Here is a 25,380-nt window from a genome sequence, read left to right as displayed (position 1 = left end):
TTGCTGGCCGACATTGCAGCCAAGGGGGGCCGCGGGGGGCTTTGGGTGCTTGTCCGTCAGTGAGCACCAGAACATCGAGAAAGATCATGGCCGGATCGAGACCCGCCGGGCCCAGTGGATCAGCGATTTGTCCTGGATGGATAAATCCCTACGGAAACACTGGCCGAAACTCGCGGGTGTCGGCATGATCGAGCGGCAGCGGGAGATCAACGGCAAGACCTCCACCGAGTGCGCTTTCTACATCGGCAGCCAGGGTATTGCCAGCGCCGAATCTTTCGCCACCGCTGCGCGCAGCCATTGGGGGATCGAGAATAGCCTGCATTGGGTGCTCGATGTCACCTTCCGCGAAGATGATTGTCGTGTGCGTAAAAACCACGCTCCGCACAACTTCGCAGCCTTGCGAAAATTCGCGCTCACCTTGCTCCGTCTGGATAAGCAATACCCAAAACGCAGCCTGCGATCCAGGCGCAAAACTGCTGAGCGCCTCCCTGAATACAGAGCCTCTTTGCTCGGCCTTTTTCCTCGGGGGTAAATGCGATTGCCCTGTGAACGTTCAGGAGCCACCATGCCGCGCCGCCCCCGTGTGGTATTACCCCATATTCCGCTGCACCTGATTCAGCGTGGAAATAATCGACAAGTTTGCTTTGTGGCTGATGGGGATTACCGGTTTTATCTGGATTGGCTGAAGGAGTTTGCTGGCAAGACAGGGTGCCGGGTTCATGCCTATGTTTTGATGACCAACCATGTACATTTGTTGGTCAGCGCAGATGGTGGCGAGTCGCCCGGCGCGTTGATGAAGGCGCTCGGGCAGCGTTATGTCCAGTATTTCAATCGTACTTATCGCCGCAGCGGTACCTTGTGGGAAGGTCGCTATCGTTCTTGCCTGACCCAGGCGGAAGATTACTTGCTGGCCTGCCAGCGCTACATCGAATTGAACCCGGTGCGGGCCGGCATGGTGGAACATCCGGCGAATTATCGCTGGTCGAGTTATCGCGCCAATGCCCAAGGGGAAGAGGATGCCCTGGTGACGCCGCATGAGATTTATCTTGGGCTGGGCACCACTGAAGCAAGTCGGCAGGCCACCTACCGGGAACTCTTTCGTTCAGAACTGGAACCGGGGCTGGTTGAACAGATCCGCCAGGCGAGCAATGGCAATTTCGCGTTGGGCAGCTCCCGCTTTGCCGAGGAGATTGCCGCAGCGCTGGGCCGGCGGGTGACGCCGGGCAAGTCCGGTCGGCCGAGGAAGCTGTTGGAACCCGAATCGGGCGATCTTTTTTGAGTAAGTATTCTGGAGCAATCCATTTGAAATTTGGTTTCGGAGTTAAGGCAAAGAGGGCCAGTAGCCCGACCAGCAGCAGGAACCAAACGAGCATGGGCAAAAAGAGACGGAGGATAAGCGAGGCGGGTGTGGTAGCAGCATTTTGACAACAGTTGCTAACTTGGCATACGATGGCCAAACCATGAGCCGAAACACACTCAGTTTTGCCCTGCCTGAAGCCATGCGCTCCTACATCGATGCGCGTGTTGCCTCCGGCCACTACGGCAACACCAGCGAATACATCCGCGAATTGGTCCGCAAAGACCAGGCCGAGGAAGCCAAGTCACGTTTGCGCGCACTGATCGAAGAGGGCTTGGCTTCTGGCCCTGGCCGTCCGCTGACACAGGCCGACGAGGATGAGTTGCTCGCCATCGCGCACGGCGAGATCGATTGAAGCCCGCTCACCTGCGCCCGCAGGCGCTGTCGGATCGTAAGGATTCAGCGCGTCACTACCGTCGCGTTGCCAGCCCGCGCATTTCCGCAGAAATGGTCGCTGCAGTACGAGAGGCGCTGAATCAGATCGAACAAAATCCCGGCATGGGGTCGCCCCGGATCGGCCAACTGCTCGACATCCCTGATCTGCGCAGCTGGCGTGTGTCGGGTTTTCCGCTGGTCTGGTTCTACTTTGAGCGAGAGGACTTTCTTGATGTCGTGCGCCTGCTCGGAGAGCGACAGGATATTTTGGCCATCCTCAACGCAGACTAACCAACCTTCTAAACCGGTAAACCGGGGACAGACCACGGTTTCTGGTTTTTGCGAATGAGCTAACGGTTTTCTTGTGGTGGATGTCGATCTGGTGCTCACGGATGTTTGAGGGCGCGAACGCAGTTTCTGGCCGTAGCGGTCGGATGGCTCGATGCGCGGCTGCATGTGCTGTGCTTTTCATCAGTGACCGGCGGCATTCGGGTTATCAGTTTTCGCAAGGCCAATTCACGGGAGCAACGTATTTATGATCAACGCACGTAAACCACTCATTGACGACGATGGCGAGGTCAGAGAACTGGTAGCGGAAGATCTGCGCGAATTTCGCCATGCCGCCGAGGTACTGCCGCCCGATCTTCATTCTGGCCTGCTGGCGATGAACCGCGAAGCCAAGCTGCGCGGACGCCCCAAGGCCAATGTGATCAAGGAGCGCATCACCATTCGTCTCTCGCCTGAGGTGGTGCAGTCTTTTCGTGCGACGGGCGATGGCTGGCAAACGCGCGTCGATGCGGCACTCAAGGATTGGCTCAAGACACATTCACCAGCGTGATAACGCCCAGGGTTTAATAGGGGACACCCATTAGCCGGCCGGTGTCAAGCGAGCACACGAATCCATGGCGGCGCCAGCCGCCGGTTTTGAAGCTCATCCTCTCCGCTTGCAGTTGCCGATCACGCCCGTTTCTTCAAATCATGGCTGCGACCTAGGCGAGATACTTGTTGTCATTTTTGGCATTTCCTTCTCCCGCCTTTTAAGCAAAAAAGGGGCGAAGGATAAGCAAAGGCTCGTAGTGAGGCAAACGCCGAGACTTGCTATATTTCGCTTTAAAGCTAAAATAAGGCATGCACGAGATCATCCACTACCTCGATGAAGCCGAGAACGACCTGTACCAGGACTGGCTCGACTCGCTGCGTGACCGGGTGGCCAAGGTGGCGATCATCAAGCGCGTTGCCCGTATGGAAGTGGGCCTGTTCGGTGATTGCAAATCCCTGCGCGAGGGTATCTGTGAACTCAAGATAGACATCGGTGCCGGGTATCGCGTTTATTACGCACATGTCGGCAACATGGTGATCCTGCTGACCAGCGGTGGCGACAAAAAATCGCAGAGCCGCGACATCGAGCGTGCTGTGAACTTGCTGAAGGACTGGGAGAAGCGAAATGGCTAAGACACATCGAACCCATGAGGACGCAACGGCAGAGATGTTCCGCAAGGATCCGGAGCTGGCTGCCGACTACCTCAACTCTGTGCTGCAAGACGGCGACGAGACGGACCTGATGCTGGCCTTGCGGGCCCTGAGCAAGGCGTTTGGCGGAGTACAGGAGGTGGCGCGGCAGGCTGACGTTAATGCCCACACCCTATATCGGACACTCTCCGAGAAAGGCAACCCCGAGCTCAAGACCCTCTCTGCGATTTTGAAGGCGATGGGTATGCGCTTGGCAATTCAGCCTTTGAGCCATCAAGGGCGACACCACGTTCACGCCTGATATTGCTCGCCGCCATCGAGGCGGAGTTCATCGGCTGGTTGCCGCTGGGGGAAGGCATTTATTTGCATGTTGGCAAGTTGGAGGCGTTGGTGTGTAGAGAAGCCCGCGGGTTCCACTAACCATCGAAAAATCATGCCAAAGACCTGCTATTTGAATAAACCGTAAACCAACCGGGGACAGACCACGGTTTCTTGTTTTTGCGGACCAACCGGGGACAGACCACGGTTTCTTGTTTTTGCGAATGATCTAACGGTTTTTTTGTGGTGGATGTCGATCTGGTGCTCATGGACGTTTGAGGGCGCGAACGCAGTTTCTGGTGAATTGGCCCAACAGGCAGCATCAGGAAAAACTGGCACATGAAACCCAGCCATCGGCAGACGAAAAAAATGAGGGAAGCTCAGTAAGGCCACGCCGCAACAGCAATTTCCAGAATGAAGTTATCGGCTTCATCCTTGAGATTAGGGCACCAGAGGTAGCGCACCTTAACCTCGTGAGCACCTGCCACCAGATGGGCAAGCACCAGTTCAATATCCGCCCAAGCCAACCCCGTCTCCGCCTGGATGTCCGGACGACTGAGAACGTCGCTGTATTCGTAGACCAACTTCTGGTGAACAACCAGAGGCAAATTCAAGCGCTACCAAGCGTCATCATCGCTTCAGCGCACCCACAATCAACCTACATCGCACTGCCGCGCTGCGACATGCGACAATCTACGGCTGCAATTCGTATCGAATGCCCAGACAAATGGAGATGACCCATGACCCTCGCGCAAATTCGTGAAGCAGTTTCCGTCGCAGATTATCTTGATGGGGAGGAAATCGCCGCCGTACGGCATGAATATCTGGCCGGCGAAGTGCATGCCATGAGCGGTGCCAGCGCGCGTCACAACATTGTCTGCCTCAATCTGGCAGCCGCCCTGCATCGCCACCTGGCGGGTGATCCGTGCCGGGTGTTCATGGCGGATCTCAAAGTTCGCCTGTCGGTCAATGAAGAAGATTTCTTTTACTACCCGGACATCATGGTGGCCTGCAACCCGGCAGACCAGGCCAGCCACTTTCGCACGCAGCCCTCGGTGCTGGTGGAAGTGATGTCGCCCAGCACCGAGCGCATTGACCGGCACGAAAAACTGTTTGCTTACCAAACGCTAAACTCCTTGCGCGAGTACGTTCTGATCGGACAAGACAGCCCGGAGGTGGTGGCCTATGTGCGCACGGAGAAGCAGTGGTCCACCCAGCGCCCACAACCGGACGGCATGCTGACCCTGCCCAGCCTGGAGTTTTCCCTGCCTGTGGCGGAGTTGTATCGGGGCACGGAAGGTCTGTAATTTAGCGCACGCCGAGTCGGCACCGCCGGAAATTCGACCTTCATCCGTAAGTAAAAATTCGTACCCGCCGCTAACGTTGCGGACCGTCTCCAAGCCAAAATCAGCACCGATCTGCATTCGTTGTGCAAGCGCAACATTCCCATCTCTCCCATCCCAGGTTAAAATCCACGTTCAATGTCTGAACAAACCTACCTCCACGACGAAACCCAACACGCCCAGCTGCTGCGCCGCCTGGCGCAAGGGGCTGATACCTCGCAGCGCGAGCTGGCGGCGGAGCTGGGTATGAGCCTGGGCAAGGTCAACTACTGCCTCAAAGCCCTGCTGGCCAAGGGCTATATCAAAGCCGTCAACTTCAAAAACAGCGACAACAAACGCGCCTACCTCTACCAGCTCACTCCCGCCGGCATCGCCGCTAAAAGCCGCATCACCGCGCAATTCTTGGCGCGCAAGCAAGCCGAATACGAGCGCCTGAAGCAAGAAATTACTGAGCTCCAACACGAAATAGCCCAAACCCAGAAGCCATCAGCAGCGGCGGCAAGCTAACGCTAAATTTACAGAAAACCGGTCAAAACACACATCAACCAAGCACATACCGCCAGCAAAACAAAAAACACCATGAACCTGCAAAACTCCACCATCGCCATCATCGGCCTGGGCTACGTCGGCCTGCCGCTGGCGGTTGAATTTGGCAAACAGCGCGCCACGCTCGGCTTTGACATCAACACGAGCCGCATTGCTGAACTGCAATCCGGCAACGACCACACCCTGGAATGCAGCCCGGATCAGCTCCAGGCAGCACAGCACCTGCGCTATAGCTGCAACCGGGAAGATTTGAAAGCCTGCCAGGTTTTTATCGTCACCGTGCCTACGCCGGTTGATGGTGCCAACCGTCCGGACTTGACGCCCCTCATCAAAGCCAGCCAAACCGTAGGCGCAGCGCTGAAAAAGGGCGACGTGGTGATTTATGAATCCACCGTCTACCCCGGCGCCACCGAAGAAATCTGCGTGCCCGAGCTGGAAAAGGCCTCCGGCCTTAAATTCAACCGAGATTTCTACTGCGGCTACAGCCCGGAGCGCATCAATCCGGGCGACAAGGTCAATACCCTGACCAAGATCCGCAAAATAACCAGCGGTTCGACACCCGAGGCAGCCCGGGCGGTCGATGCGCTTTACGGCAGCATCATCGCCGCCGGCACCTTTCCGGCGACTTCGCTGAAAGTCGCCGAGGCGGCCAAAGTAATCGAGAACACCCAGCGCGACTTGAATATCGCCCTGATCAATGAGTTGTCGGTGATTTTTCAGCGCCTCGGGATCGACACCCTGGAAGTGCTGGAGGCGGCCGGCAGCAAGTGGAATTTCCTGCCGTTTCGTCCGGGCATGGTCGGCGGGCATTGCATCGGGGTCGATCCCTACTATCTGACGCACAAGGCCGAGCAGGTGGGCTATCACCCGCAGGTGATCCTGGCCGGGCGGCGCATCAACGACAACATGGCGCGTTACGCGGCGCGTAACGTCATCCGTCTGATGCTCAAAAACGGCATCGACGTGGCGCGCAGCACCGTTGGCGTGCAGGGCATCACCTTCAAGGAAAACTGCCCGGATATCCGTAACAGCAAAGTTGCCGACTTGGTGCGCGAACTCGAAAACTGGGGCGTCACGGTGGTGGTGGATGATCCCTGGGCGAGTGCGGCGGAGGTCGAGCACGAATACGGCATCCGCCTGGGCAAAATCGACGCGCAAAACCCGGTGGATGCGCTGGTCGTCGCCGTCGGGCATAACGAATTTCGCAAGGAAAACGTTCAGGAACTGCGCCAGCTTTGCCGGGGTGAAAAGCCCGTACTGGCCGACCTGAAATCACTCTATGACCGCCACGCCGCCGCGGCAGCGGGCTTTACCGTGTTCCGCCTGTAAGGAGATCGAGCGTGCGCGTTTACGAAAAAATAGAGAATCGCAAGATTCGCCTGGCCCTGGTCGGTTGCGGCCGCATTTCCGCCAACCACTTCGGAGCGATGGAACAACATGCCGAGCAGATCGAACTGGTCGATGTTTGCGACGTCGACCCGGCTGCGCTGGAAAAGGCGGTGGCCCGCACCGGCGCCAAGGGGCACATCGAACTGGGCAAGATGCTGCAGACCACGACCGCCGATGTCGTCGTGCTGACCACGCCGAGCGGCCTACACCCGGAACAGACGATTGAAATTGCCCGCTCAGGCCGCCACGTCATGACCGAAAAACCCATGGCCACCCGCTGGCACGACGGCGTGCGCATGGTCAAAGCCTGCGACGAGGCGGGCGTGCGCCTGTTCGTGGTCAAGCAGAACCGGCGCAATACCACGCTGCAACTCCTGAAACGCGCCGTCAGCGAAAAGCGTTTCGGCAAGATTCACATGGTGCATCTCAATGTGTTCTGGACCCGGCCACAGTCATATTACGACCAGGGCAACGGCTGGCGCGGCACCTGGGAATTCGACGGCGGCGCGTTCATGAACCAAGCCAGCCACTACGTCGATCTGCTCGACTGGCTGATCGGCCCGGTCGAAAAAATCCAGGCCATGATGAGCACCACGCGCGACATCGAGGTCGAAGATACCGGCGTACTCAACATCAAATGGCGTAACGGCGCGCTCGGTTCGATGAGCGTCACCATGCTCACTTACCCGAAAAATCTCGAAGGCAGTATCACCATCCTCGGCGAAAAAGGCACGGTGCGTATCGGCGGCGTGGCGGTGAACGACATTCAGCTCTGGCAGTTCGATGAAGCGCGCGATTACGACGCGCAGATTCAGAGCGCCAACTACGAAACCACCTCGGTCTATGGCTTTGGCCACCCGCTTTACTACAAGAACGTGATCGACGTGTTGCGCGGCGACGCCGAACCGGAAACCGACGGCCGCGAAGGGCTGAAATCCCTTGAGCTTTTGATCGCCGCCTACCTCGCCGCCCGCGACGGCAAAACCGTTTCGCTGCCGCTGGAGTACTAAGCCATGAGCGTGACGATTCACCCCAGCGCCATCGTGGATGAAGGTGCGCAGATCGGAGAGGGAAGCCGCGTCTGGCATTTTGTCCACATCTGCGGCGGCGCAAAAATCGGCAAGGGCGTGTCCCTGGGCCAAAACGTCTTTGTCGGGAACAAGGTAATTATTGGCGACCATTGCAAGGTGCAGAACAACGTCAGCGTGTACGACAACGTGACGCTGGAAGAAGGCGTGTTCTGCGGCCCCAGCATGGTGTTTACCAATGTATACAACCCGCGCTCGCTGATCGAGCGCAAAAGCGAATACCGCAACACCCTGGTCAAGCAAGGTGCCACGCTGGGGGCCAACTGCACCATCGTTTGCGGCGTGACGGTAGGCGAATACGCCTTCGTCGGGGCCGGTGCCGTGGTAAATAAAGACGTCCCCGCTTACGCCCTGATGGTCGGCGTCCCCGCCAAACAAATCGGCTGGATGAGCGAGTTTGGCGAACAGTTGGCGCTGCCGCTGCAGGGCGAAGGCGAGACCACATGCACGCACACCGGCGCACGCTATGTGCTGTCCGCCCAAGGCGTCACTAAAACCTGACTTGATCCCCCGTGAAAACCTCCAACCTATTGCAGCGCATCACGGCGGGCGAATCACAAACACAGGAATTCAAAACCTCGTTTGACAAAGCCTGCATTACCTCCCTGGTGGCCTTTGCCAATACCCAGGGCGGTACGGTGTGGGGGGGTGTCACGGACAAAGGTGCGCTGCAAGGCGTCTCACTCGGTAAAGAAACCCTCAACGAATGGCTGGGCCAGATCAAGTCAAGCACCAGTCCATCGCTCATCCCGGAATTAACGGCGCACCAAATCGAAGAAAAAACCATCGTTGCCATCGAGGTAGCAGAATTTCCGGTCAAACCCGTCAGCACCCGTAGGCGTTATTACAAACGCATTGCCAGTGCCAACCATGCACTGGCGCTCAATGAAATATCTGACCTGTATTTGCAGACGCTGCAAGTATCCTGGGACGCCCACCCCGCCCCTGGGCGCAGCGTGGCAGAGTTGTCGCCAGCCAAAATTGAAAGCTTTATTCAACAGGTGAATGCCGGCGGGCGATTTGCCCTGGAAACCGGCACGCCACTGGCAGCATTGCAAAAACTCAACTACGTGACCTCCGCAGGCCAGCCCACTTGGGCCGCACTGCTGCTGTTTGCCAGCGAGCCCATGCGCCACCACGTCCACATCGGCCGTTTCAAAACGCCGAGCATGATCATTGATGATCGGCAATTGACCGACACCTTGTTCGAGGTGGTCGAACAAAGCATGGCCTTCATCGTCTCGCACATCAGCGTGGCCTTAGAATTTGACGGCAGCATTCAGTGCAAAGAGCGCTTTGCCTATCCCCTGCCCGCGCTGCGCGAAGCGCTGCTCAACGCCGTGGTACACCGCAGCTACACCGACCCGAGCGACATCCAGATCAAGATTTTTGACGATCGCATCACCCTCTTCAGCCCAGGCGGTTTTTACGGTGGTATCAGCGTGGCCGACATTCAGGCCGACAACTACCGCTCCAGCCTGCGCAACAAGCTTGTGGCCGAAGGTTTTTACCTGACCCGCGCCATTGAAAAATACGGCAGCGGCTTCATCCGCATCCGCAAAGCTTTGGAGGACTACCCGGAGATCAATTTCACTGTCCAGGAATTTGCCGGCGGGGTGATGGTGACTTTTTCCTGGCAACAGCCAGAGTCGCAGCCAGAGTCGCAGCCAGAGTCACAGCCAGAGTCACAGCCAGAGTCACAGCCAGAGTCCTTTCTATCACTAGAGGCCCGAGTCCTGAGCCTCTTGGCCAAAACCCCCTTGGGCAAGCGCGAAATCTCCGCAGCCTTGGGGCAAAAGGAAATCTCTGGTCAGCTCAACAAAATCATTCGAGCACTGCTGACCGCTGGACACATTGAACTGACCCTGCCCGACAAACCCAAGAGTCGCCTGCAAAAATACCGCCTGACCGAAACTGGCAAGCAATGGCTGGCGGCAACCATGCATAACCCCGCTGGGACTTAAAGAGCCATGTCAGAATCCCAGCACACCGAATACAAACGCCAGTGGAAGGACGACCTTCTGAAATGGCTATGCGCCTTTGCCAACGCCGAAGGCGGCACGCTCAAGGTCGGCTACGACGATCAAGGCCAGGCTGTGGGTGTAGATCAAGCTGGCAAACTGCTGGAAGGCATCCCCAACAAGGTGCGCGACGTGCTGGGCATGGTGGTGGATGTGAACCCGGTCATGCACGGCACCCTGCCCACTCTGCACATCCACGTGCCCGCCTATCCTTACCCCATCAGCTACAAAGGCGAATATCACTACCGCAGCGGCAGCACCAAGCAAGAACTCAAAGGCGCGGCACTTGACCGCTTTCTGCTCAGAAAGCAAGGCATCACCTGGGATGGCGTACCCGTGCCCCACCTGCAAGCTTCAGACCTGCAAGATAGCACCATGAAGCGCTTTCGTGAGTTGGCCATTCACAACCAGCGCCTGCCCGAAACCATCCGCGAAGAAGGCAACCCGCTACTGCTCGAACGCCTGCGCCTGACCAAAGACGGCTACCTCAAACGTGCCGCCGCCCTGTTGTTTCACCCCGAGCCAGATCGCTACGTGACCGGCGCAGCCATCAAAATCGGCGCCTTTGGCAAAAACGATGCCGACCTGCTGCACCACGACGAAATCACCGGCAACCTGTTCACCCAGGTGGAAACCGCCATCGAGGTGCTCAAACTCAAATACCTCAAGGCACGCATCAGCTACGACGGCCTGTACCGCCAAGAGCGCTTCCCCCTGCCCATGGCCGCCCTGCGCGAAGCCATCCTGAACGCCGTGGTACACAAAGACTACGCCACCCCCGTCGCCATCCAGATTAGCGTTTATCCAGATAAATTGATGATCTGGAACCCTGGCCAACTGCCCGAAGCCTGGACGCTGGAAAAACTACTGGGCAAACACGCATCACACCCGCACAACCCCGACATCGCCAACGCCTTCTTCCGCGCCGGCCTGATCGAATCCTGGGGGCGGGGCATAGAGCGCATCAAAGATGCTTGTGCCCAAGACGGCTACCCCACGCCGACATGGGCGCTGGAGCCGGGCGGGTGGTGGGTCACCTTTGGCTACGCGCCTGAAGATGTCACCCCCGAAGTCACCCCCGAAGTCACCCCCGAAGTGGTGCGCCTGCTCACCGTGTTGCAGGGCGAAATGGGACGGCAGGAACTGATGCAGTGCTTAGGACTGCGCGATGAGAAACATTTTCGTCAGTACTACCAGCAAGCCGCTATGGCCTTCGGGGTGATTGAAATGACCTTGCCGAAAACGCCACGCAGCCGCTTGCAAAAATACCGCCTGACAGAAGTTGGCAGGCAATGGCTGGCGGCCACGCACAAACCTGCCAAGGCTTAGCGAACCATGCCCGAATCCCGGCACGTCGAATACAAACGTCAACAGAAGGACGACCTCCTGAAATGGCTGTGCGCCTTTGCCACACAGAAGGCAAAACGGCCCATGCACGTCGACCTGATAGAATCCCGCAACCGCTTGCAGCGGTGCTGCATCACATCCAAACCCTCCACGCTATGAACTTCATCGACCTCAAAACCCAATACCAGCGCCTGAAAAGCGACATTGACGCCAATATCCGGAAGGTGCTGGAACATGGCCAATATATCCTTGGCCCCGAAGTCGCTGAACTGGAAGAAAAGCTGGCCGCCTATACCGGTGCCAAATACTGCATCAGCGTTGCCAACGGCACCGACGCCCTGCAAATTGCCCAAATGGCACTCGGTATCGGCCCAGGCGATGAAGTCATCACCCCCGGCTTTACCTACATTGCCACCGCGGAAACCGTCGCCTTGCTCGGCGCCAAGCCGGTGTATGTGGATGTCGACCCGCGCACCTGCAATCTCGACCCGGCACGGCTGGAAGCGGCCATTACCCCCCGCACCAAAGCCATCATCCCCGTCAGCCTGTACGGCCAATGCGCCGACTACGATGCCATCAATGCCATTGCCACGAAGTACGGCATTCCGGTGATCGAGGATGCGGCGCAAAGCTTTGGCGCGACCTACAAAGGCCGTAAAAGCTGCAACCTGACAACGGTTGCCTGCACCAGCTTCTTCCCCAGCAAACCCCTGGGCTGCTACGGCGACGGCGGAGCCATCTTCACCAACGACGACGAACTGGCCACCGTCATGCGCCAGATCGCCCGCCATGGACAAGACCGGCGCTACCACCACATCCGCGTAGGCATCAACAGCCGCCTGGACACCCTGCAAGCAGCTATCCTGCTGCCCAAGTTGGACATCTTCCCGCACGAGCTGGAGCAGCGTGAACAGGCCGCCCAAAATTACGCCCGCCTGCTGAACGAAACCGGCATCGCCGCACCTTTTGTCGAGGCGCACAACCGCAGCGCCTGGGCCCAATACACCGTGCAGATTGCCGAGCGCGACCGGGTGCAGGAACGGCTCAAAGTGGCCGGCATCCCTAGCGCCGTGCATTACCCCATTCCGCTGAACAAGCAGCCCGCCGTAGCGGACGCCACCGCACATTTGCCTGTAGGCGATGCGGTGGCGCAAAAGGTACTGAGCCTGCCCATGCATCCCTATCTCGAGGCCGCCGAACAGGCGAAAGTTGTCCACACCTTGCGCGAAAGCCTGCAGCCATGAGTTGCAAAATCGTCACCATCGTGGGTGCCCGCCCGCAATTCATCAAGGCTGCCGCGGTGTCGCGGGAAATCCTCAAGCATGCCGGCAGTCTGAATGAAGTCATGGTGCATACCGGTCAGCACTACGATCCGAACATGTCCCAGGTGTTCTTCGACGAGCTGGAAATTCCCGCCCCGCACTACAACCTGGAAATTTCCGGGGGCGGACACGGTGCCATGACCGGACGCATGCTCGCAGGCATCGAGGGCATCCTTCTGGATGAAAAACCGGACTGGGTGCTGATCTATGGCGACACCAATTCGACCCTGGCCGGTGCCCTGGCAGCCGCCAAGCTGCATATCCCGGTGGCGCACGTCGAGGCCGGTCTGCGTTCCTTCAACATGCGCATGCCCGAGGAGATCAACCGCATCCTCGCCGATCGTGTGTCGACCCTGTTGCTGTGCCCGACTGCTTTGGCTGTCGATAACCTGGCCCGCGAAGGCCTCAGCCAAGGCGTGCACAACGTCGGTGACGTCATGTACGACGTGGCGCTTTACTACCGCGAACGCGCCAAGGCGAACAGCCGCATCTTGCAGACACTGGCGCTGCGGGAAAAGAATTTTGCCCTAGCCACCTGTCACCGGGCCGAGAACACCGACGACCCTGCGCGTCTGGAAGGCATCGTCAGCGCGCTGGCGCAGATCGCCCGCGACATGCCCGTGGTACTTCCGCTGCACCCGCGTACCCGCAAACTGCTGCAGCAATTCGGCCTGGAACGGCATCTGACGGCGCTGACCGTGGTCGAACCGCTGCCATTTCTTGATATGGTGGCGCTGGAACAGGCGGCCCGGGTGATCCTCACCGATTCAGGCGGCGTGCAGAAGGAGGCGTTCTTCTACCGCGTGCCCTGCATCACCCTACGCGATGAAACCGAGTGGGTGGAAACCCTGGTGTCCGGGCGCAACCAGCTGGTGGGCGCTGATTCCCTACGCATTCTAAGTGCGTATCAACAGAGGCTGCAGTTTGCGCCAAATGCCGGGGTAACGCCCTATGGTGATGGCTTTGCCAGCAAGAAGATTATTGAAAATTTAATGCTGTAGGCATGAGCACCAAACTATCGGTACGTCCGATAGCCGTACAACCAGCCACAGCGACTTCCCAAATTCAACACAGCGATTGGAGTTCCAACAAATGATCACAGGCAAGAAAATTTTCATCACCGGCGGTGCGGGCTTCATCGCCAGCATGCTTATCTCCCGCTTGGCCGATCAGAACGAAATCGTGGTGTATGACAACTACACCCGCAACACCTTGAAGGATACCCCCTACGCGAATCACCCGAATGTTCGTCAGGTAAAGGGCGACGTTCTCGACTACCCGGCGCTCAAGGAAGCTATGACCGGCGCACAGCTGGTTGTCCACGCTGCGGCGATTGCTGGAATCGAATCGACGGTGCGTAATCCTGTCACTACTATGCGAGTCAACATGATCGGCGCTGCCAACGCCATGGAGGCTGCCCAGGAGTTGGGCGGCGTGGAGCGATTCGTCGACTTTTCAACCTCGGAAGTGTTCGGTTCGCATGCTTTCAAGGTGGATGAAGGCCAGCAGACCGTCACCGGTGCGGTCGGTGAGGCGCGCTGGACCTATGCAGTCAGTAAATTAGCTGGTGAACATCTGGCGCACGCTTACTTCAAGCAATATGCTCTGCCGACTGTAACCGTTCGTCCTTTCAACGTTTACGGCCCCGGCCAGACCGGTGAGGGTGCCTTGTCGATCTTCGTTCGCAAGGCGCTGAAGAACGAAGACATCCTGATTTTTGGCGACGGCAGCCAGATTCGTGCTTGGTGCTATGTGGACGACATGGTCGAGGGCGTGCTCTGTGCCCTGGAACATCCGAATGCGATCGGCGAGTCCTTCAATATCGGCAACTCGCGCGCGGTGACCACCGTCTATGGCCTGGCTCAGGCGGTCTGCCGCATCGTCGGCAGCTCCTCGAAGATCGTTTTCCGTAATGCCCTGTCAGCGGACATTGAACTGCGCATTCCCCAGGTGGGCAAGGCCAAGGAATTGATCGGCTTCGAGGCCAGAGTCGATCTGGACGAAGGATTGCGCCGCACGGCGGCTTGGGTTGCTGAAAATGAAGCCTCCTTGCCACAACTCTCCAGTCTCTTCAAAAATTGATCATGTTGAAATTGTCCCAGCCTAACATCAGCGAGGAAGCCATCGCTGCCGTTGCTAACGTCCTCCGTTCCGGGCAACTCGTGCATGGTCAGGAATGCGAGACGTTTGAACGGGAGCTGGCGGCCTATCTGGGGTGTAGCGAGGTGGTCCTGGTCTCGTCCGGCACGGCTGCGTTGCACGTGGCTTTGCTGGCGCTGGACATCGGGCCGGGAGATGCGGTCATTGTCCCCGATTTCACTTTCCCCGCCACGGCCAATGTGGTGGCATTGACGGGCGCGCGCGCGGTCATTGTCGACGTCATGCCTGATACTTACACGCTGGATACCGCGCAGTTCGAGAGGGTTGTTAGTGGCTGGACAGGCCCGGAGCGTCTGCGCGCCGTGATACCTGTGCACGAGTTTGGCTATGTGGCTGACATGGCAGAAATCAACCGGATCGCCAAAGCGCATGGCCTGGCTGTGGTGGAGGATGCCGCCTGTGCGTTGGGTGCCAGCCTGGCGGATCGCAAGGCAGGCACCTGGGGAGATGCCGGTTGCTTCTCGTTTCACCCCCGTAAAACACTGACCACTGGCGAAGGTGGCGCTATTTCTACCGACAATGTCGAGTTGGCCGCACGTATGCGCAGGCTGAGAAACCATGGCATGGAGCGCACCGAAGAAGGCATGCGCTTCTTTGAACCGGCTACCAACTATCGTCTGACCAACTTCCAGGCCGCGCTTGGACGGGCTCAATTGGCCTTGTTGGATAACTGGATCGCTCAGCGCAGACGGTTGGCGAGCGTTTATCTGGAACTCTTGGCGCCGCTGCAGGCGAGGGGTTTGCTGCGCCTGCCCGACCATGCTGCTGGCCATAGCTGGCAGACCTTTATGGTGGTCAATACTTCCGGACAACCGCGCAGCGAGATCATCCAGGCTCTGCGGGACGCGGGGGTGGAAGCCAATCTCGGCGCTCAGAGCTTGAGCGCCCTTGGGATCTATGGCGGCAGCGAGCAGGCTGCTCCCTGTGGTGGCAACCTGTACCGGGAAGGTATCGCGCTGCCGTTCTGTGAGCAGTACAGCGAGGCAATGCTGGAAACGGTCGCCCAGGCGTTAACCCAGTATTTCGCTGCTTGAAGCCGACACCATGATCGGAATTCTGTCGGACGCGCACGGAAACGCCCCGTTATTTCGGCGCATGCTCGGTGCCTTGTCGAAGCTGGGTGCCGAGCGCTTTATTTTCCTAGGTGACGCGGTGGGCTACATTCCGTCGGTGGACGTCCTTGCAACGCTTATGGATATGGGGCCGAGGGTGCAGTGTATCCTCGGCAACCACGAGCAAATGCTGCTGGATGGCCAATACCCCGAGCGCCTCGAATCGGTTTACCAGATCCAAGCAACCCGGGCGCTGCTGACCCCCGAACAAGCGGCCTTCATAGCCAGCTGGCCGGGATGTCGGGAAATTGAATACCCCTGCGGCCGTGCGCTCTTCGTGCATGGGAGTCCACACGATCACCAGAACGGCTACGTGTATCCGGATACCGAGTTGGATGTGTTTGACGTCCCCCATGACTTGGTGTTCGTGGGGCACACGCACAGAGCTTTCGTCCGTCAGCAAGGTGCGCGCCGGTTCGTCAACGTGGGTAGCTGCGGTTTGCCTCGCGATGATGGGCGCTATGCCAGCGCTGTGCTCTTCGATCCGGAAAACGGCCATGTGCGACTGATTCGTCTGGAATTGTCGTTCTTCGACGCGGACGCTTACCTGGCAGGACGGCACGTGCACCCCTCGGTAACGAATTTGTTCCAGCGCAGACAAGATGAAGTCTTGGGTGAAATCATTGAATCCAATTGAAAAATCAGCGGTGCTGATCACCGCCATCGGTGGCGGTGGTTACGGCGGGCAGATCCTCAAAGCCCTGCGTCAGGCGCCAACGCAGCGTTACCTGCTGGTTGGCGCCGACGCCTCCGAGAGCTGCCCGCAGTTCAAGGAAGTCGATCATGCCGCTCAGTTGCCGCTGGCGCGTGACCAGGGCTACCTGGATGCGCTGTTCGCCCTGTGCGAGCAGTTCCAGATTCGAGCGGTCTTTCCCGGGTGTGAGCCGGAATTGAAAGTGATGGCTGCCGCCAGGCAGGAGTTCGATGCCCGCGGCATCCTCTTGATGGCTGCGGAGCAGGCGTTCATCGAGCTGTGTCTCGACAAGGAACAGGCCAACCAGCGCCTGACCGAGCTGGGTTACGCGCCGCCGCGTTATCTGAAGGTTTCTGATCGGGAAACGCTGGCCCAAGTCGACTGGTTCCCGGTGGTGGTCAAGCCCTCGATTGGCGCCGGTGGCTCGGCGAACTGCTTCATTGCCCAGAATCGGCAGGAGCTGATGGCGCTCTGCGACTACCTGGGCCTGGAGAACATTGCAGGTTCTTTCATCGTCCAGGAATACGTCGGCACGCCAGAAGAGGAATATACGGTCGGGGTCCTGCATGACCTCGCCGGCGACTACATCAACTCGATCGCTGTACGGCGCGTGATGTCCGGCCAGCTGAATATCCGTTCCAGTGTCCTGAACCGCACCGGTGAACAACGCTTGGGGCCGCGTCTGGTGATCAGTTCCGGCGTGAGCCAGGGCCATGTCGGGCGTTTCGAGTCAGTGACACGTCAGTGCCGCGATATCGCTCTTGCCCTCGGCGCGCGCGGCGCGGTGAACGTCCAGTGCCGGCTGGTGGATGGGGTGGTCAGGGTGTTCGAGATCAACCCGCGATTCTCGGGAACCACCTCCATTCGTGCGATGGTGGGCTACAACGAGCCGGACGTGCTGCTGCGTCGGCACCTGATGAACGAGGCCGTCGAGGTGGATTTCCCTTACGAGGAAGGCCTGGTGCTGCGTGAACTCAAGGAACTGCGCATTTCATGAACAAGGGCGTGGTGGTAGTCACTGGAGCCGCGGGCCTAGTCGGGCAGGCCGTTTGTTCGGTTCTGCAAGGCAGTTCGATGGATCTGTTGCCAATCGTGCGCCAGGGGGCGTGTGTTGATCGCGGGTTTCCGTGCGATCTGACGCAACCTGATGCGCTGGTGGGTATTGAAGTACCGGTGTCGGCGATCGTGCATCTGGCTGCCGCCGTGCCCATGGCTGCGGAGTTTCCGGATACCGAGGAGGTAGCGGCCCTGACGCGGGCGATGGATGCCAATGTGGTGGCTCTGGCCAAGCGCTTCCAATGCCCAGTCCTGTATGCGTCGAGTTGCGGCCTGTATCGCAAGGGCAGCGACCTGCCCAAGGTCGAGGACCTGGACGAGGCGCTGGATCCCTGCACGCCCTACTTGCGCGCCAAATACGATGGTGAACGCCTGTTCCTGGACTACGGCAATGTGGTAGTCATGCGGATATCTGCTCCAATCGGACGTGGAATGCGCAAGACCGCCATCGTCAGTCGCTTCGTGGAAGCCGCGCTTGGCGAAGCTCCCATTCGTTTATGGGGTAGCGGAGCGCGCCAGCAGAACTTTATTTCCGTGGCCGACATCGCGGCCTTCGTCCGCCTGGCACTGGGGAGCGACGTGCGAGGCGTCTTCAATGTGGCAGCGCCGCATCCGGTCTCCATGCGCGAGCTGGCGGAAACGGTGATCGACGTCATGGGTGCGGGCCGCATCGAGTACGCCGATACGCCGGACCCAAACGAGCGCGAACGCGCGGATTACGACACAACCAAGGCACAGCGCCTGCTGGGTTGGGTTGCACAGGAGACCTTGGCGAGCATGCTGGCCGAACTGAAAGGGGAGCAATTCAGGCTATGACAGACAGTCCCGTGATTCTGGAGGATGTGCCGTTCTGCATCGGCGTGTTCGATCAGCCGCGCAACCCTGATGAGCTTCCCAGTACTTACCCGCTTGGCCTGTGGTACGACCCGCAGCTCTCGCTAGTGTGCCAGCAGCAGACCCCCGAGCTTGATGGGCTGCTGCAACGTAGCTATCGGCTGGGCATGGAGATGGGCACGCCGGTTTCCGAGTTCGAGCTGGGCAAGGGCTATGCCGAAGACTTCCTCGGTTTCATCGCATCCCAAGGCCGGCCCGAGGGGCGGGCGCTGGAGGTGGGGGCGGGCGTTGGATATGTCAGCCATTGCCTGAAGGCGGCTGGCTGGCAGGTCGACAGCGTGGAGCCGGGTTCCGGCTACGAGGCGCACTGGAAAAAATACGGAGTTGAAGTCATCAATGACTTTTTCCCGACCCCCAGGGCTGTCGGCCCCTACAACCTGATCGTCTCCTACGCAGTGCTCGAACATATCGCCGACCCCGTTGCCTGCCTGCAGCAGATGGCGGCCCACATGACCGCGGGCGGGAAACTCGTGCTGGCCGTTCCAGACTGCACCGAAGAAGTGCTGACCGGCGACCCCGGCATGTTGATCCACGAGCATTATTTTTATTTCACTGAGGCAAGTCTGGCTCGCTGCCTGGCGCAGGCCGGCTTCGCGTGCCGGGTAGAGCGTGCAGGCTATGGGCGACTGCTTTACGCCGTCGCCTGGCAAGACCCTTCGGCGCGGGTCGAGGTGGATGCCGCGGAGATTCAGGCCGGGCGTGCCTACGCGCAGCATTGCGCCGATTTCGTGTCGTCCACGCGTCAGCTCATCCGGGATGCGGCCCTGGCAGGCAGTGTCGGCATTTTCTGCCCTGCGCGCGCGCTGGCGGTCATGCCGCAGGATATCGACGGCTTGCGCTTCTTTGACGATTCGCCGTCTCTACAGGGCCGCTACTATCCGCCGTTCCCGGTGGCGGTGGAAAGTCGTGATGCGTTGCTGGCAGAGCCGGTGGATGAGCTCTGGATCATGTCCAGAACCTTTGGCCGCAAGCTAAAGGCCGTGCTCGAACCGCAACTGCCGGCGACACGGATTCGCTTGCTCGAAGACATTGAGATTCGTTAACCAGCATGCGGATTCTTATTGGCACGACCGAGATTTCCGGTCTCGCGGCGGATTTGTGCAAGTCGCTTTGCCTGGCGGGGGAAGATGCCCAACTGGTCCTCAGACACCCGCATCGGTTCGCTTATGCGAGTGAACGATCGCCTGCGTTGATTCGGATCTGGCACCGGTTGCACCAGACTGCGGGCATGGGGCTGGTGGGGCGTGCGCTGGCGCGGGTGGCCAGGTCCTGCTGGTCGCTGCTGGTATTGGCCTGGGCGATACGCCGCTTCGATAGCTTTCTGTACCTGTTTGGCGTCGGGGTGACCAACTCGCTTCTGGAATTCAAGCTGTTGCGCCTGCTTGGTAAGAGTGTCATCGTTTTCTACGTCGGCAGCGATGAGCGCCCGCCGTTCATGGACGGCGCGGTATGCCTGGGCAACCCAGCGCCGTCGATCGAACAACTGCGCAAGCTCACGCTGGCGAAAAAGCGCCAGATTCTTGCCTGTGAAAAGTATGCGAGCCTTTGTATCGGCTCGCCCTTTTCCGGTCAGTTTCACGAACGTGCCTTCGTGAAATGCTTTTCCCTGGGTATACCCCGGCACTTCGTTGGTTCAGTGCAGACCGCGCCGACGCTTGGCAATACGGGCGCAGTGCGCATCCTGCATGCACCGTCCCAGTTGGCCGCCAAGGGCTCGAAGTTCATCGAGGAAGCAATCCATAACCTCTCCGCCGAGGGGCACCGCATCGAGTATGTCCGACTCGAGAACGCCTCCAACGAACGCGTACTGAGCGAAATCGGCCAGTGCGATTTCGTGGTCGATCAGCTCTATTCGGATACGCCCATGTCCGCCTTTCCCACCGAGGCGGCCCACCAGGGCAAGCCGGCGGTGGTGGGTGGATACCTTGCCGAGCAGATCGAGCGGTTTCTCCCGGCCGAAGATATTCCGCCGACGCTTTTCGTTCACCCAGAACAACTGCAGGACGCTATCCGCCGCTTGGTCTTGGATGTCGAGTACCGGCAAGAGCTGGGCAAGCGAGCGCAGCAGTTCGTGTCGAGCCGTTGGTCCTCGCAGGAAGTTGCGCGTCGCTATATGCTGTTGTTCCGTGACCAGATCCCGGCCGAGTGGTGGTTTGACCCGCAGCAGATCGAATATTTTCATGGCTTCGGTCTGCCGTCGCAGGGCTTGGCCCAATTAGTCGATCAGTTTGTGCAGGGGGACAGGCGTGATAGCTTGTGCCTGAGCGACAAACCCAAATTGGAAGGGTGCCTGCTGGCGCTGGCCGAGCAGGCACGGGGGGGGGCTAATGCTACGACTCGCCCTGCATGACAGCCTGATCTACGGCCTGGCCTCGATCCTTTCTCGCGGCCTGGCGATCTTCCTGCTGCCCATCTACACCCGGGTTATGTCGCCGGCGGACTATGGGGTTTACGACCTGCTGGTGACCCTGGTTGCCTTGGCCAATCTGGTGGTGGCGCTGGAGGTGTCCCAGGGGCTGGCGCGCTATTGGTCCGATAACCACGAAGGCGCTGCACGCGTTCGTTTTGCAAGTACAGCCTTGTGGTTTACCGCGGGCATGTACCTGTTCGTTTGTGGTTTCGCGCTGTTGTTTGCCGAGCCGTTTACGATGTTGCTAACGGGTGACGCCGTCTATGTGAACGCCTTCCGGCTGGGCATGGCATTTATCGCCCTCAACGGGTTGTATTACCTAGTTTTGAACCAGTTCCGCTGGGAGTTGCGCAGCCGCGAGTTCGCGGTGATCAGTCTAGGTTATGCGCTGCTCACGCTGGGCTTTGCGTTGCTGTTTTGTCTGGTGCTGGAATTAGGGCTCGAAGGGGTGCTGCTGGCGCAGATTGCCGCGACTCTGCTCTGTTTGCTTGTGGCGTTATGGCGGCTGAGGAGCAGCTTCCGGCCGGCCTTCGATGCTGAAGCGCTGCAGAAGATGTTGGTGTTTTCCCTGCCCCTGGTTCCCTCCGGTATCGCAATTTTCACCAGCCTGTACATCAACCGTTTTGCCTTAATTCAATACACGAGCGTCGAAGAGGTCGGGATCTACGGCTTGGCGACCCGAATTGCAGGGTTGATCACCTTGTTGATTCTAGGCGTTCAGGCAGCGCTGACACCGCTGGTATATCAACATGCCAACGAGCCGGAAACACCGGGTCAGATTGCTCGGTTATTCAGTTGGTTTGGAGCTCTTGCACTGCTTGGCTGTTTGGGCTTGGGACTACTGGCGGGTGAACTGGTGCAGGTATTTGCTACTGCGGACTACGCCAGCGCAGCGCCCCTGGTCTTTATCCTGGCACCGGCAATGCTGCTGTCACAGATGTATGTGTTTGCGCCCGGCATCGGCATTCGCAAGAAAACCCTCTACCAGCTGGGCGTAACACTTCTGGCGGCAGCCGTCAGTGTGTTGGCCAACTGGCTGTTGGTGCCGACCTTCGGCATGCCTGGAGCGGCTTGGGCGACCCTGCTTTCTTCAACGGTGTTCCTGTGGGGCTGGTTTTGGGTCAGTCAGCGGCTGTACCCCGTGCCCTACGCATGGCGGCAGTTGGCGCTGGGTTTGCTGGCTTTTTTCGCTTGTGTAGTAGCAGGTCGGGTGATCGAAGCATTGATCCAGCCGGCGTTGCTGGCGCTTGTGGCTAAGGCAGCCGTTCTCTTGGTATTGGCGCTGATGCTGGTAGGATTACGCTTGGTTTCGGTGACTGAATTACAAACCGGTTACCGGATACTGTGTAACCGGTTCAGACGTTCATAGGCACGTGCGCTCAAAGCACGGCGTCTCGAGGAAAGAGTATGTGCGGTATAGCGGGAGGATGGTGGAAAGGCAACGCGCAGGCGGATTTGCGTCTGGGCAGAGCGCTTGAGAAAATCCGGCACCGTGGGCCGAATGACAGCGGTTATGAATTGTATCCGGCAGTAGATTTAGTGATCGCCCTGGGACATACTCGATTGTCAATCCTGGATCTGTCGTCGGCCGGACATCAGCCGATGCTGTCTGACGACAAGCGCTTTTCGATCGTTTTCAACGGTGAGATTTACAACTATCGCGAACTGCGAGCCGATCTGCAGGATTTGGGTCACGGGTTTGTTTCCGATTCCGACACTGAAGTTCTGTTGGCCGCCTGGGCCCAGTGGGGGCAAGCCTGCCTGGTACGGCTAGTCGGCATGTTCGCCTTTGTCGTACTGGATCAGCAGGCAGGCACCCTGACCTGCGTGCGCGACGCATTCGGCATCAAACCCTTCTTCTACGCAGCCCAGGGGGGCGAGTTCTACTTTGCCTCGGAAATACCGGCGCTCAAGGAGTTGCTGCCGAGCAAGCCTGCGCTGGATTGGCAGCGTGCTTACGACTATCTGGTTCACGGCGATTACGACAGTGGTCCGCGCACTTTCTTCGAAGGCGTCAGTCATTTGTTGCCGGGTCATTTGTTTACCGTTGATCTGCAGGCCCGACGGATTGGCAAGCCCGAGCGCTGGTGGACGCCGAGCATTGTCGAACGCACCGATCTGTCCTTCGCCAGCGCAACGGAAATGGTCCGCGCACAGTTTTTGCACAACATCCGCCTGCATCTGCGCAGCGACGTGCCGCTGGGTGCCGCGCTGTCCGGCGGCATCGATTCCTCGGCGGTGGTCTGTGCCATGCGGCATGTCGAGCCAGACCTGCCGATACATACCTTCAGCTACGTCGCAGCGGGAAGCGAGGTGAGCGAGGAGGACTGGGTTGATCGCATCAACGCGCATGTGGGTGCTGTGCCGCACAAGATATCGGTCAATTCCGACGAATTGGTGCGTGATCTGGATTCGATGATCTTGGCCCAGGGTGAGCCGTTCGGTAGTACCAGCATTTATGCGCAATATAGAGTTTTTCAGCTTGCACGCGATGCGGGCGTCACTGTCACCCTGGATGGACAGGGCGCCGACGAAATGCTGGCCGGCTACAACGGCTACCCCGGTCAGCGCTTGCGCAGTCTGGTCGAAAAGGGGCGGCTGGTGGAGGCAGCTAGTTTTCTCAATGAGTGGTCAAAATGGCCCGGCAGAAACCGCATTGGCGGGGCCAAGCGTCTAGTTGCGGAAATGACCGAAGGCTGGCTTTACGCGCTTCTGCGCAAGATCAACGGATCCGATGCGCTGCCTGCCTGGATCAACGGTGAGCCACTGATTGAGCGCGGCGTAATCAGCCATTTCCCGCGGTTGCGATCAGCGCAGAGCGAGGCCGGGCGCCGGGTCGTGGCAGAACTTGGGCTGTCATTGACACAGCGCGGGTTGCCGGCATTGCTCCGACATGGCGATCGTAATTCGATGCGATTTTCAGTGGAAAGCCGGGTGCCGTTCCTGACCCTGGACATGGTCAACCTGCTGCTATCTCTGCCCGAGTCCTACCTAATTTCCGCCAAAGGCGAGACCAAGCACGTCTTTCGTGCTGCAATGCGAGGCATCGTGCCGGATGATGTTCTTGATCGTCGTGACAAAATCGGCTTTGCCACACCGGAGCAGGCCTGGCTGCTCTCGATGGCGGACACCGTGCGGGGTTGGCTGCGCGAGGATCTGCAACTGCTGTTTTTCAATCAGACAGAAGTTTTACGCGAGTTTGAACTGATCATCGCCGGCAAAAAAGACTTTTCCTGGCAGGTGTGGCGCTGGATTAATTTCTGCCGCTGGTACAGCCATTTTATTGCATGACATTGGACCTATAAATTTTGAAGTCTGTTCTGATCATTTCGTTTTCGGTCATTCACAGCGACCCGCGCGTGATGCGCCAGGTGCGCTTGCTTGAGAATGTTCATCGAGTCACGGTGGCAGGCTACGGCCGCGCGCCGGATGCGAACATCGAGTTCATTGCGCTCAACAAACCGCCGACCGGCCTGCTGCAAAAAGGCATTTGGGCAGGCAAGCTGCTGCTGAGGGCTTTTGAAAGTTACTACTGGCGCTTGCCGCAGGTGCGGCATGCCCAGCATCGGTTGGCACAGCGCAGCTTTGATCTGATTATCGCCAACGATATTTCGGCGTTGCCGCTGGCTCTGGAGCTGGCGGGGAATTGTCCGGTACTCATGGATGCGCACGAATATTCGCCGAAGGAGTTTGATGACAAGTTGCTCTGGAGGCTTCTGTTCGGCCCTTATCACCATGATCTGTGCCGTCGGTACCTACCCAGGGCTGCGGCGATGACCACCGTTTGCCAGGGTATCGCTGACGAATACGAGCGCGAGTACAGGGTCCAGTGCAAGGTTATTCATAATGCGCCGCTGGATCAGAAGCGGTCGCCTTCTACGGTTGATGCTGAGTGCATCCGCCTGGTTCACCACGGTTCGGCCATCCGCTCCCGCCATCTGGGTGTGATGATCGACATGATGAAGTATCTAGATGCGCGCTTTACCCTGGATTTCATGCTGGTCGAAACCGATGCCGCCTACATGGCGGAATTGCGGGCCGCGGCCCAGGCTGATTCGAGGATCCGATTCATCGAGCCGGTGGCGATGCAGGATATCTGTCAGCGTCTGAACGAATTTGATGTGGGGATCTATCTCTTGCCGCCCGTCAATTTCAATCATGAACACGCACTGCCGAACAAGTTTTTCGAATTCATCCAGGCGCGCTTGGCCGTGGCCATTGGCCCGTCTCCGGAGATGGCGACGCTCCTTCGTCAGTATCAGTGTGGCGTGGTGGCGGAGTCGTTCGACCCCCAGGCGCTGGCGACGGTGATCCAGAAACTCGATGCTGCTGCTGTCAGTGGCTTCAAGCAGGCATCGAATATCGCCGCGCAGGAGCTCAACTACGAGCGCAGCGGCCAGCTTCTGCTGGCAGAAATCGAGCGGCTGGGATGAAGTACACGCAACGTTCGCCTATTTTGGCAAGGCGGGGCTCGTCGT

The 25,380-nt window shown here is 58.8% G+C and carries 27 protein-coding genes; 26 read left to right on the top strand and 1 reads right to left on the bottom strand.

The window, feature by feature from the left end; genetic code table 11:
* The 7 genes from ACM62Q_RS01150 to ACM62Q_RS01120 all read left to right on the top strand — a co-directional run.
* A partial coding sequence (locus tag ACM62Q_RS01150) for an ISAs1 family transposase (protein ID WP_415033137.1) occupies window positions 1-532 on the top strand: 532 nt, incomplete at its 5' end.
* Between the two features lie 33 nt (window positions 533-565).
* A complete protein-coding gene (locus ACM62Q_RS01145) occupies window positions 566-1,279 on the top strand; it encodes a transposase (protein WP_415033136.1) in 714 nt (237 codons plus the stop codon).
* A 181-nt stretch (window positions 1,280-1,460) separates the two neighbouring features.
* On the top strand, window positions 1,461-1,712 hold the full coding sequence (locus ACM62Q_RS01140; protein ID WP_415033135.1) for a type II toxin-antitoxin system ParD family antitoxin: 252 nt from the start codon (window positions 1,461-1,463) through the stop codon (window positions 1,710-1,712).
* On the top strand, window positions 1,709-2,023 hold the full coding sequence (locus ACM62Q_RS01135) for a type II toxin-antitoxin system RelE/ParE family toxin (RefSeq protein WP_415033134.1): 315 nt from the start codon (window positions 1,709-1,711) through the stop codon (window positions 2,021-2,023). Before ACM62Q_RS01140 ends, ACM62Q_RS01135 begins: the two co-directional genes overlap by 4 nt.
* Before the next feature lie 244 nt (window positions 2,024-2,267).
* Window positions 2,268-2,570: a BrnA antitoxin family protein gene (locus ACM62Q_RS01130; protein WP_415033133.1), complete on the top strand. Its 303-nt coding sequence runs from the start codon at window positions 2,268-2,270 to the stop codon at window positions 2,568-2,570.
* Between the two features lie 290 nt (window positions 2,571-2,860).
* Window positions 2,861-3,184, top strand: a complete 324-nt coding sequence (locus ACM62Q_RS01125; protein WP_415033132.1) for a type II toxin-antitoxin system RelE/ParE family toxin — start codon at window positions 2,861-2,863, stop codon at window positions 3,182-3,184.
* On the top strand, window positions 3,177-3,503 hold the full coding sequence (locus ACM62Q_RS01120) for an addiction module antidote protein (RefSeq protein WP_415033131.1): 327 nt from the start codon (window positions 3,177-3,179) through the stop codon (window positions 3,501-3,503). Before ACM62Q_RS01125 ends, ACM62Q_RS01120 begins: the two co-directional genes overlap by 8 nt.
* Window positions 3,504-3,900: 397 nt before the next feature.
* On the opposite strand, the gene ACM62Q_RS01115 is transcribed toward ACM62Q_RS01120, so the two are convergent.
* The gene (locus ACM62Q_RS01115; RefSeq protein WP_415033130.1) at window positions 3,901-4,134 is read right to left on the bottom strand and encodes a PIN domain-containing protein; all 234 of its coding nucleotides are present in this window, start codon (window positions 4,132-4,134) and stop codon (window positions 3,901-3,903) included.
* Window positions 4,135-4,260: 126 nt separating this feature from the next.
* Between ACM62Q_RS01115 and ACM62Q_RS01110 the strand changes: the two genes are divergently transcribed.
* From ACM62Q_RS01110 to ACM62Q_RS01020, 19 genes are all read left to right on the top strand, one after another.
* Window positions 4,261-4,827: a Uma2 family endonuclease gene (locus ACM62Q_RS01110; protein ID WP_415033129.1), complete on the top strand. Its 567-nt coding sequence runs from the start codon at window positions 4,261-4,263 to the stop codon at window positions 4,825-4,827.
* 174 nt (window positions 4,828-5,001) lie between these two features.
* Entirely contained in the window at window positions 5,002-5,370 is a 369-nt protein-coding gene (locus tag ACM62Q_RS01105) for a MarR family EPS-associated transcriptional regulator (RefSeq protein ID WP_415033128.1), read from the top strand.
* Between the two features lie 72 nt (window positions 5,371-5,442).
* The gene (locus ACM62Q_RS01100; RefSeq protein WP_415033127.1) at window positions 5,443-6,738 is read left to right on the top strand and encodes a nucleotide sugar dehydrogenase; all 1,296 of its coding nucleotides are present in this window, start codon (window positions 5,443-5,445) and stop codon (window positions 6,736-6,738) included.
* Between the two features lie 11 nt (window positions 6,739-6,749).
* The gene (locus ACM62Q_RS01095; protein ID WP_415033126.1) at window positions 6,750-7,808 is read left to right on the top strand and encodes a Gfo/Idh/MocA family protein; all 1,059 of its coding nucleotides are present in this window, start codon (window positions 6,750-6,752) and stop codon (window positions 7,806-7,808) included.
* 3 nt (window positions 7,809-7,811) lie between these two features.
* Window positions 7,812-8,387: a UDP-2-acetamido-3-amino-2,3-dideoxy-D-glucuronate N-acetyltransferase gene (gene wbpD, locus ACM62Q_RS01090; RefSeq protein WP_415033125.1), complete on the top strand. Its 576-nt coding sequence runs from the start codon at window positions 7,812-7,814 to the stop codon at window positions 8,385-8,387.
* Between the two features lie 11 nt (window positions 8,388-8,398).
* Window positions 8,399-9,850: an ATP-binding protein gene (locus tag ACM62Q_RS01085; RefSeq protein WP_415033124.1), complete on the top strand. Its 1,452-nt coding sequence runs from the start codon at window positions 8,399-8,401 to the stop codon at window positions 9,848-9,850.
* Window positions 9,851-9,856: 6 nt separating this feature from the next.
* On the top strand, window positions 9,857-11,236 hold the full coding sequence (locus ACM62Q_RS01080) for a Fic family protein (protein WP_415033123.1): 1,380 nt from the start codon (window positions 9,857-9,859) through the stop codon (window positions 11,234-11,236).
* A gap of 173 nt (window positions 11,237-11,409) precedes the next feature.
* Window positions 11,410-12,498 (top strand): DegT/DnrJ/EryC1/StrS family aminotransferase, encoded by a 1,089-nt coding sequence (locus tag ACM62Q_RS01075; protein WP_415033122.1) that lies wholly within the window; start codon window positions 11,410-11,412, stop codon window positions 12,496-12,498.
* Window positions 12,495-13,577, top strand: a complete 1,083-nt coding sequence (gene wecB, locus ACM62Q_RS01070; RefSeq protein WP_415033121.1) for a non-hydrolyzing UDP-N-acetylglucosamine 2-epimerase — start codon at window positions 12,495-12,497, stop codon at window positions 13,575-13,577. Before ACM62Q_RS01075 ends, wecB begins: the two co-directional genes overlap by 4 nt.
* A gap of 91 nt (window positions 13,578-13,668) precedes the next feature.
* Window positions 13,669-14,658: an NAD-dependent epimerase/dehydratase family protein gene (locus tag ACM62Q_RS01065; protein WP_415033120.1), complete on the top strand. Its 990-nt coding sequence runs from the start codon at window positions 13,669-13,671 to the stop codon at window positions 14,656-14,658.
* Between the two features lie 2 nt (window positions 14,659-14,660).
* Window positions 14,661-15,770 (top strand): DegT/DnrJ/EryC1/StrS family aminotransferase, encoded by a 1,110-nt coding sequence (locus tag ACM62Q_RS01060; RefSeq protein ID WP_415033119.1) that lies wholly within the window; start codon window positions 14,661-14,663, stop codon window positions 15,768-15,770.
* 10 nt (window positions 15,771-15,780) lie between these two features.
* Entirely contained in the window at window positions 15,781-16,485 is a 705-nt protein-coding gene (locus ACM62Q_RS01055; protein WP_415033118.1) for a metallophosphoesterase family protein, read from the top strand.
* On the top strand, window positions 16,451-17,539 hold the full coding sequence (locus tag ACM62Q_RS01050) for an ATP-grasp domain-containing protein (protein ID WP_415033117.1): 1,089 nt from the start codon (window positions 16,451-16,453) through the stop codon (window positions 17,537-17,539). The genes ACM62Q_RS01055 and ACM62Q_RS01050 overlap by 35 nt, the downstream gene beginning before the upstream one ends.
* The gene (locus ACM62Q_RS01045; protein WP_415033116.1) at window positions 17,536-18,414 is read left to right on the top strand and encodes an NAD-dependent epimerase/dehydratase family protein; all 879 of its coding nucleotides are present in this window, start codon (window positions 17,536-17,538) and stop codon (window positions 18,412-18,414) included. The genes ACM62Q_RS01050 and ACM62Q_RS01045 overlap by 4 nt, the downstream gene beginning before the upstream one ends.
* On the top strand, window positions 18,411-19,535 hold the full coding sequence (locus ACM62Q_RS01040) for a class I SAM-dependent methyltransferase (RefSeq protein ID WP_415033115.1): 1,125 nt from the start codon (window positions 18,411-18,413) through the stop codon (window positions 19,533-19,535). The genes ACM62Q_RS01045 and ACM62Q_RS01040 overlap by 4 nt, the downstream gene beginning before the upstream one ends.
* Before the next feature lie 5 nt (window positions 19,536-19,540).
* On the top strand, window positions 19,541-20,842 hold the full coding sequence (locus ACM62Q_RS01035; RefSeq protein ID WP_415033114.1) for a glycosyltransferase: 1,302 nt from the start codon (window positions 19,541-19,543) through the stop codon (window positions 20,840-20,842).
* Window positions 20,820-22,271, top strand: coding sequence for an oligosaccharide flippase family protein (locus ACM62Q_RS01030; RefSeq protein ID WP_415033113.1), 1,452 nt, complete (start codon window positions 20,820-20,822; stop codon window positions 22,269-22,271). Before ACM62Q_RS01035 ends, ACM62Q_RS01030 begins: the two co-directional genes overlap by 23 nt.
* 38 nt (window positions 22,272-22,309) lie before the next feature.
* Complete coding sequence (gene asnB / locus ACM62Q_RS01025; RefSeq protein ID WP_415033112.1) at window positions 22,310-24,193, top strand: asparagine synthase (glutamine-hydrolyzing); 1,884 nt, start codon at window positions 22,310-22,312, stop codon at window positions 24,191-24,193.
* A gap of 17 nt (window positions 24,194-24,210) precedes the next feature.
* Window positions 24,211-25,335 carry a glycosyltransferase gene (locus ACM62Q_RS01020; protein WP_415033111.1) on the top strand — a complete coding sequence of 375 codons (1,125 nt, stop codon included), beginning with the start codon at window positions 24,211-24,213 and terminating at the stop codon, window positions 25,333-25,335.
* The last annotated feature ends 45 nt before the right edge of the window (window positions 25,336-25,380 follow it).

The organism is Azonexus sp. (genome assembly GCF_047638095.1).
Taxonomy (GTDB): domain Bacteria; phylum Pseudomonadota; class Gammaproteobacteria; order Burkholderiales; family Rhodocyclaceae; genus Azonexus.
This window is presented reverse-complemented; position numbering and strand designations above follow the sequence as displayed.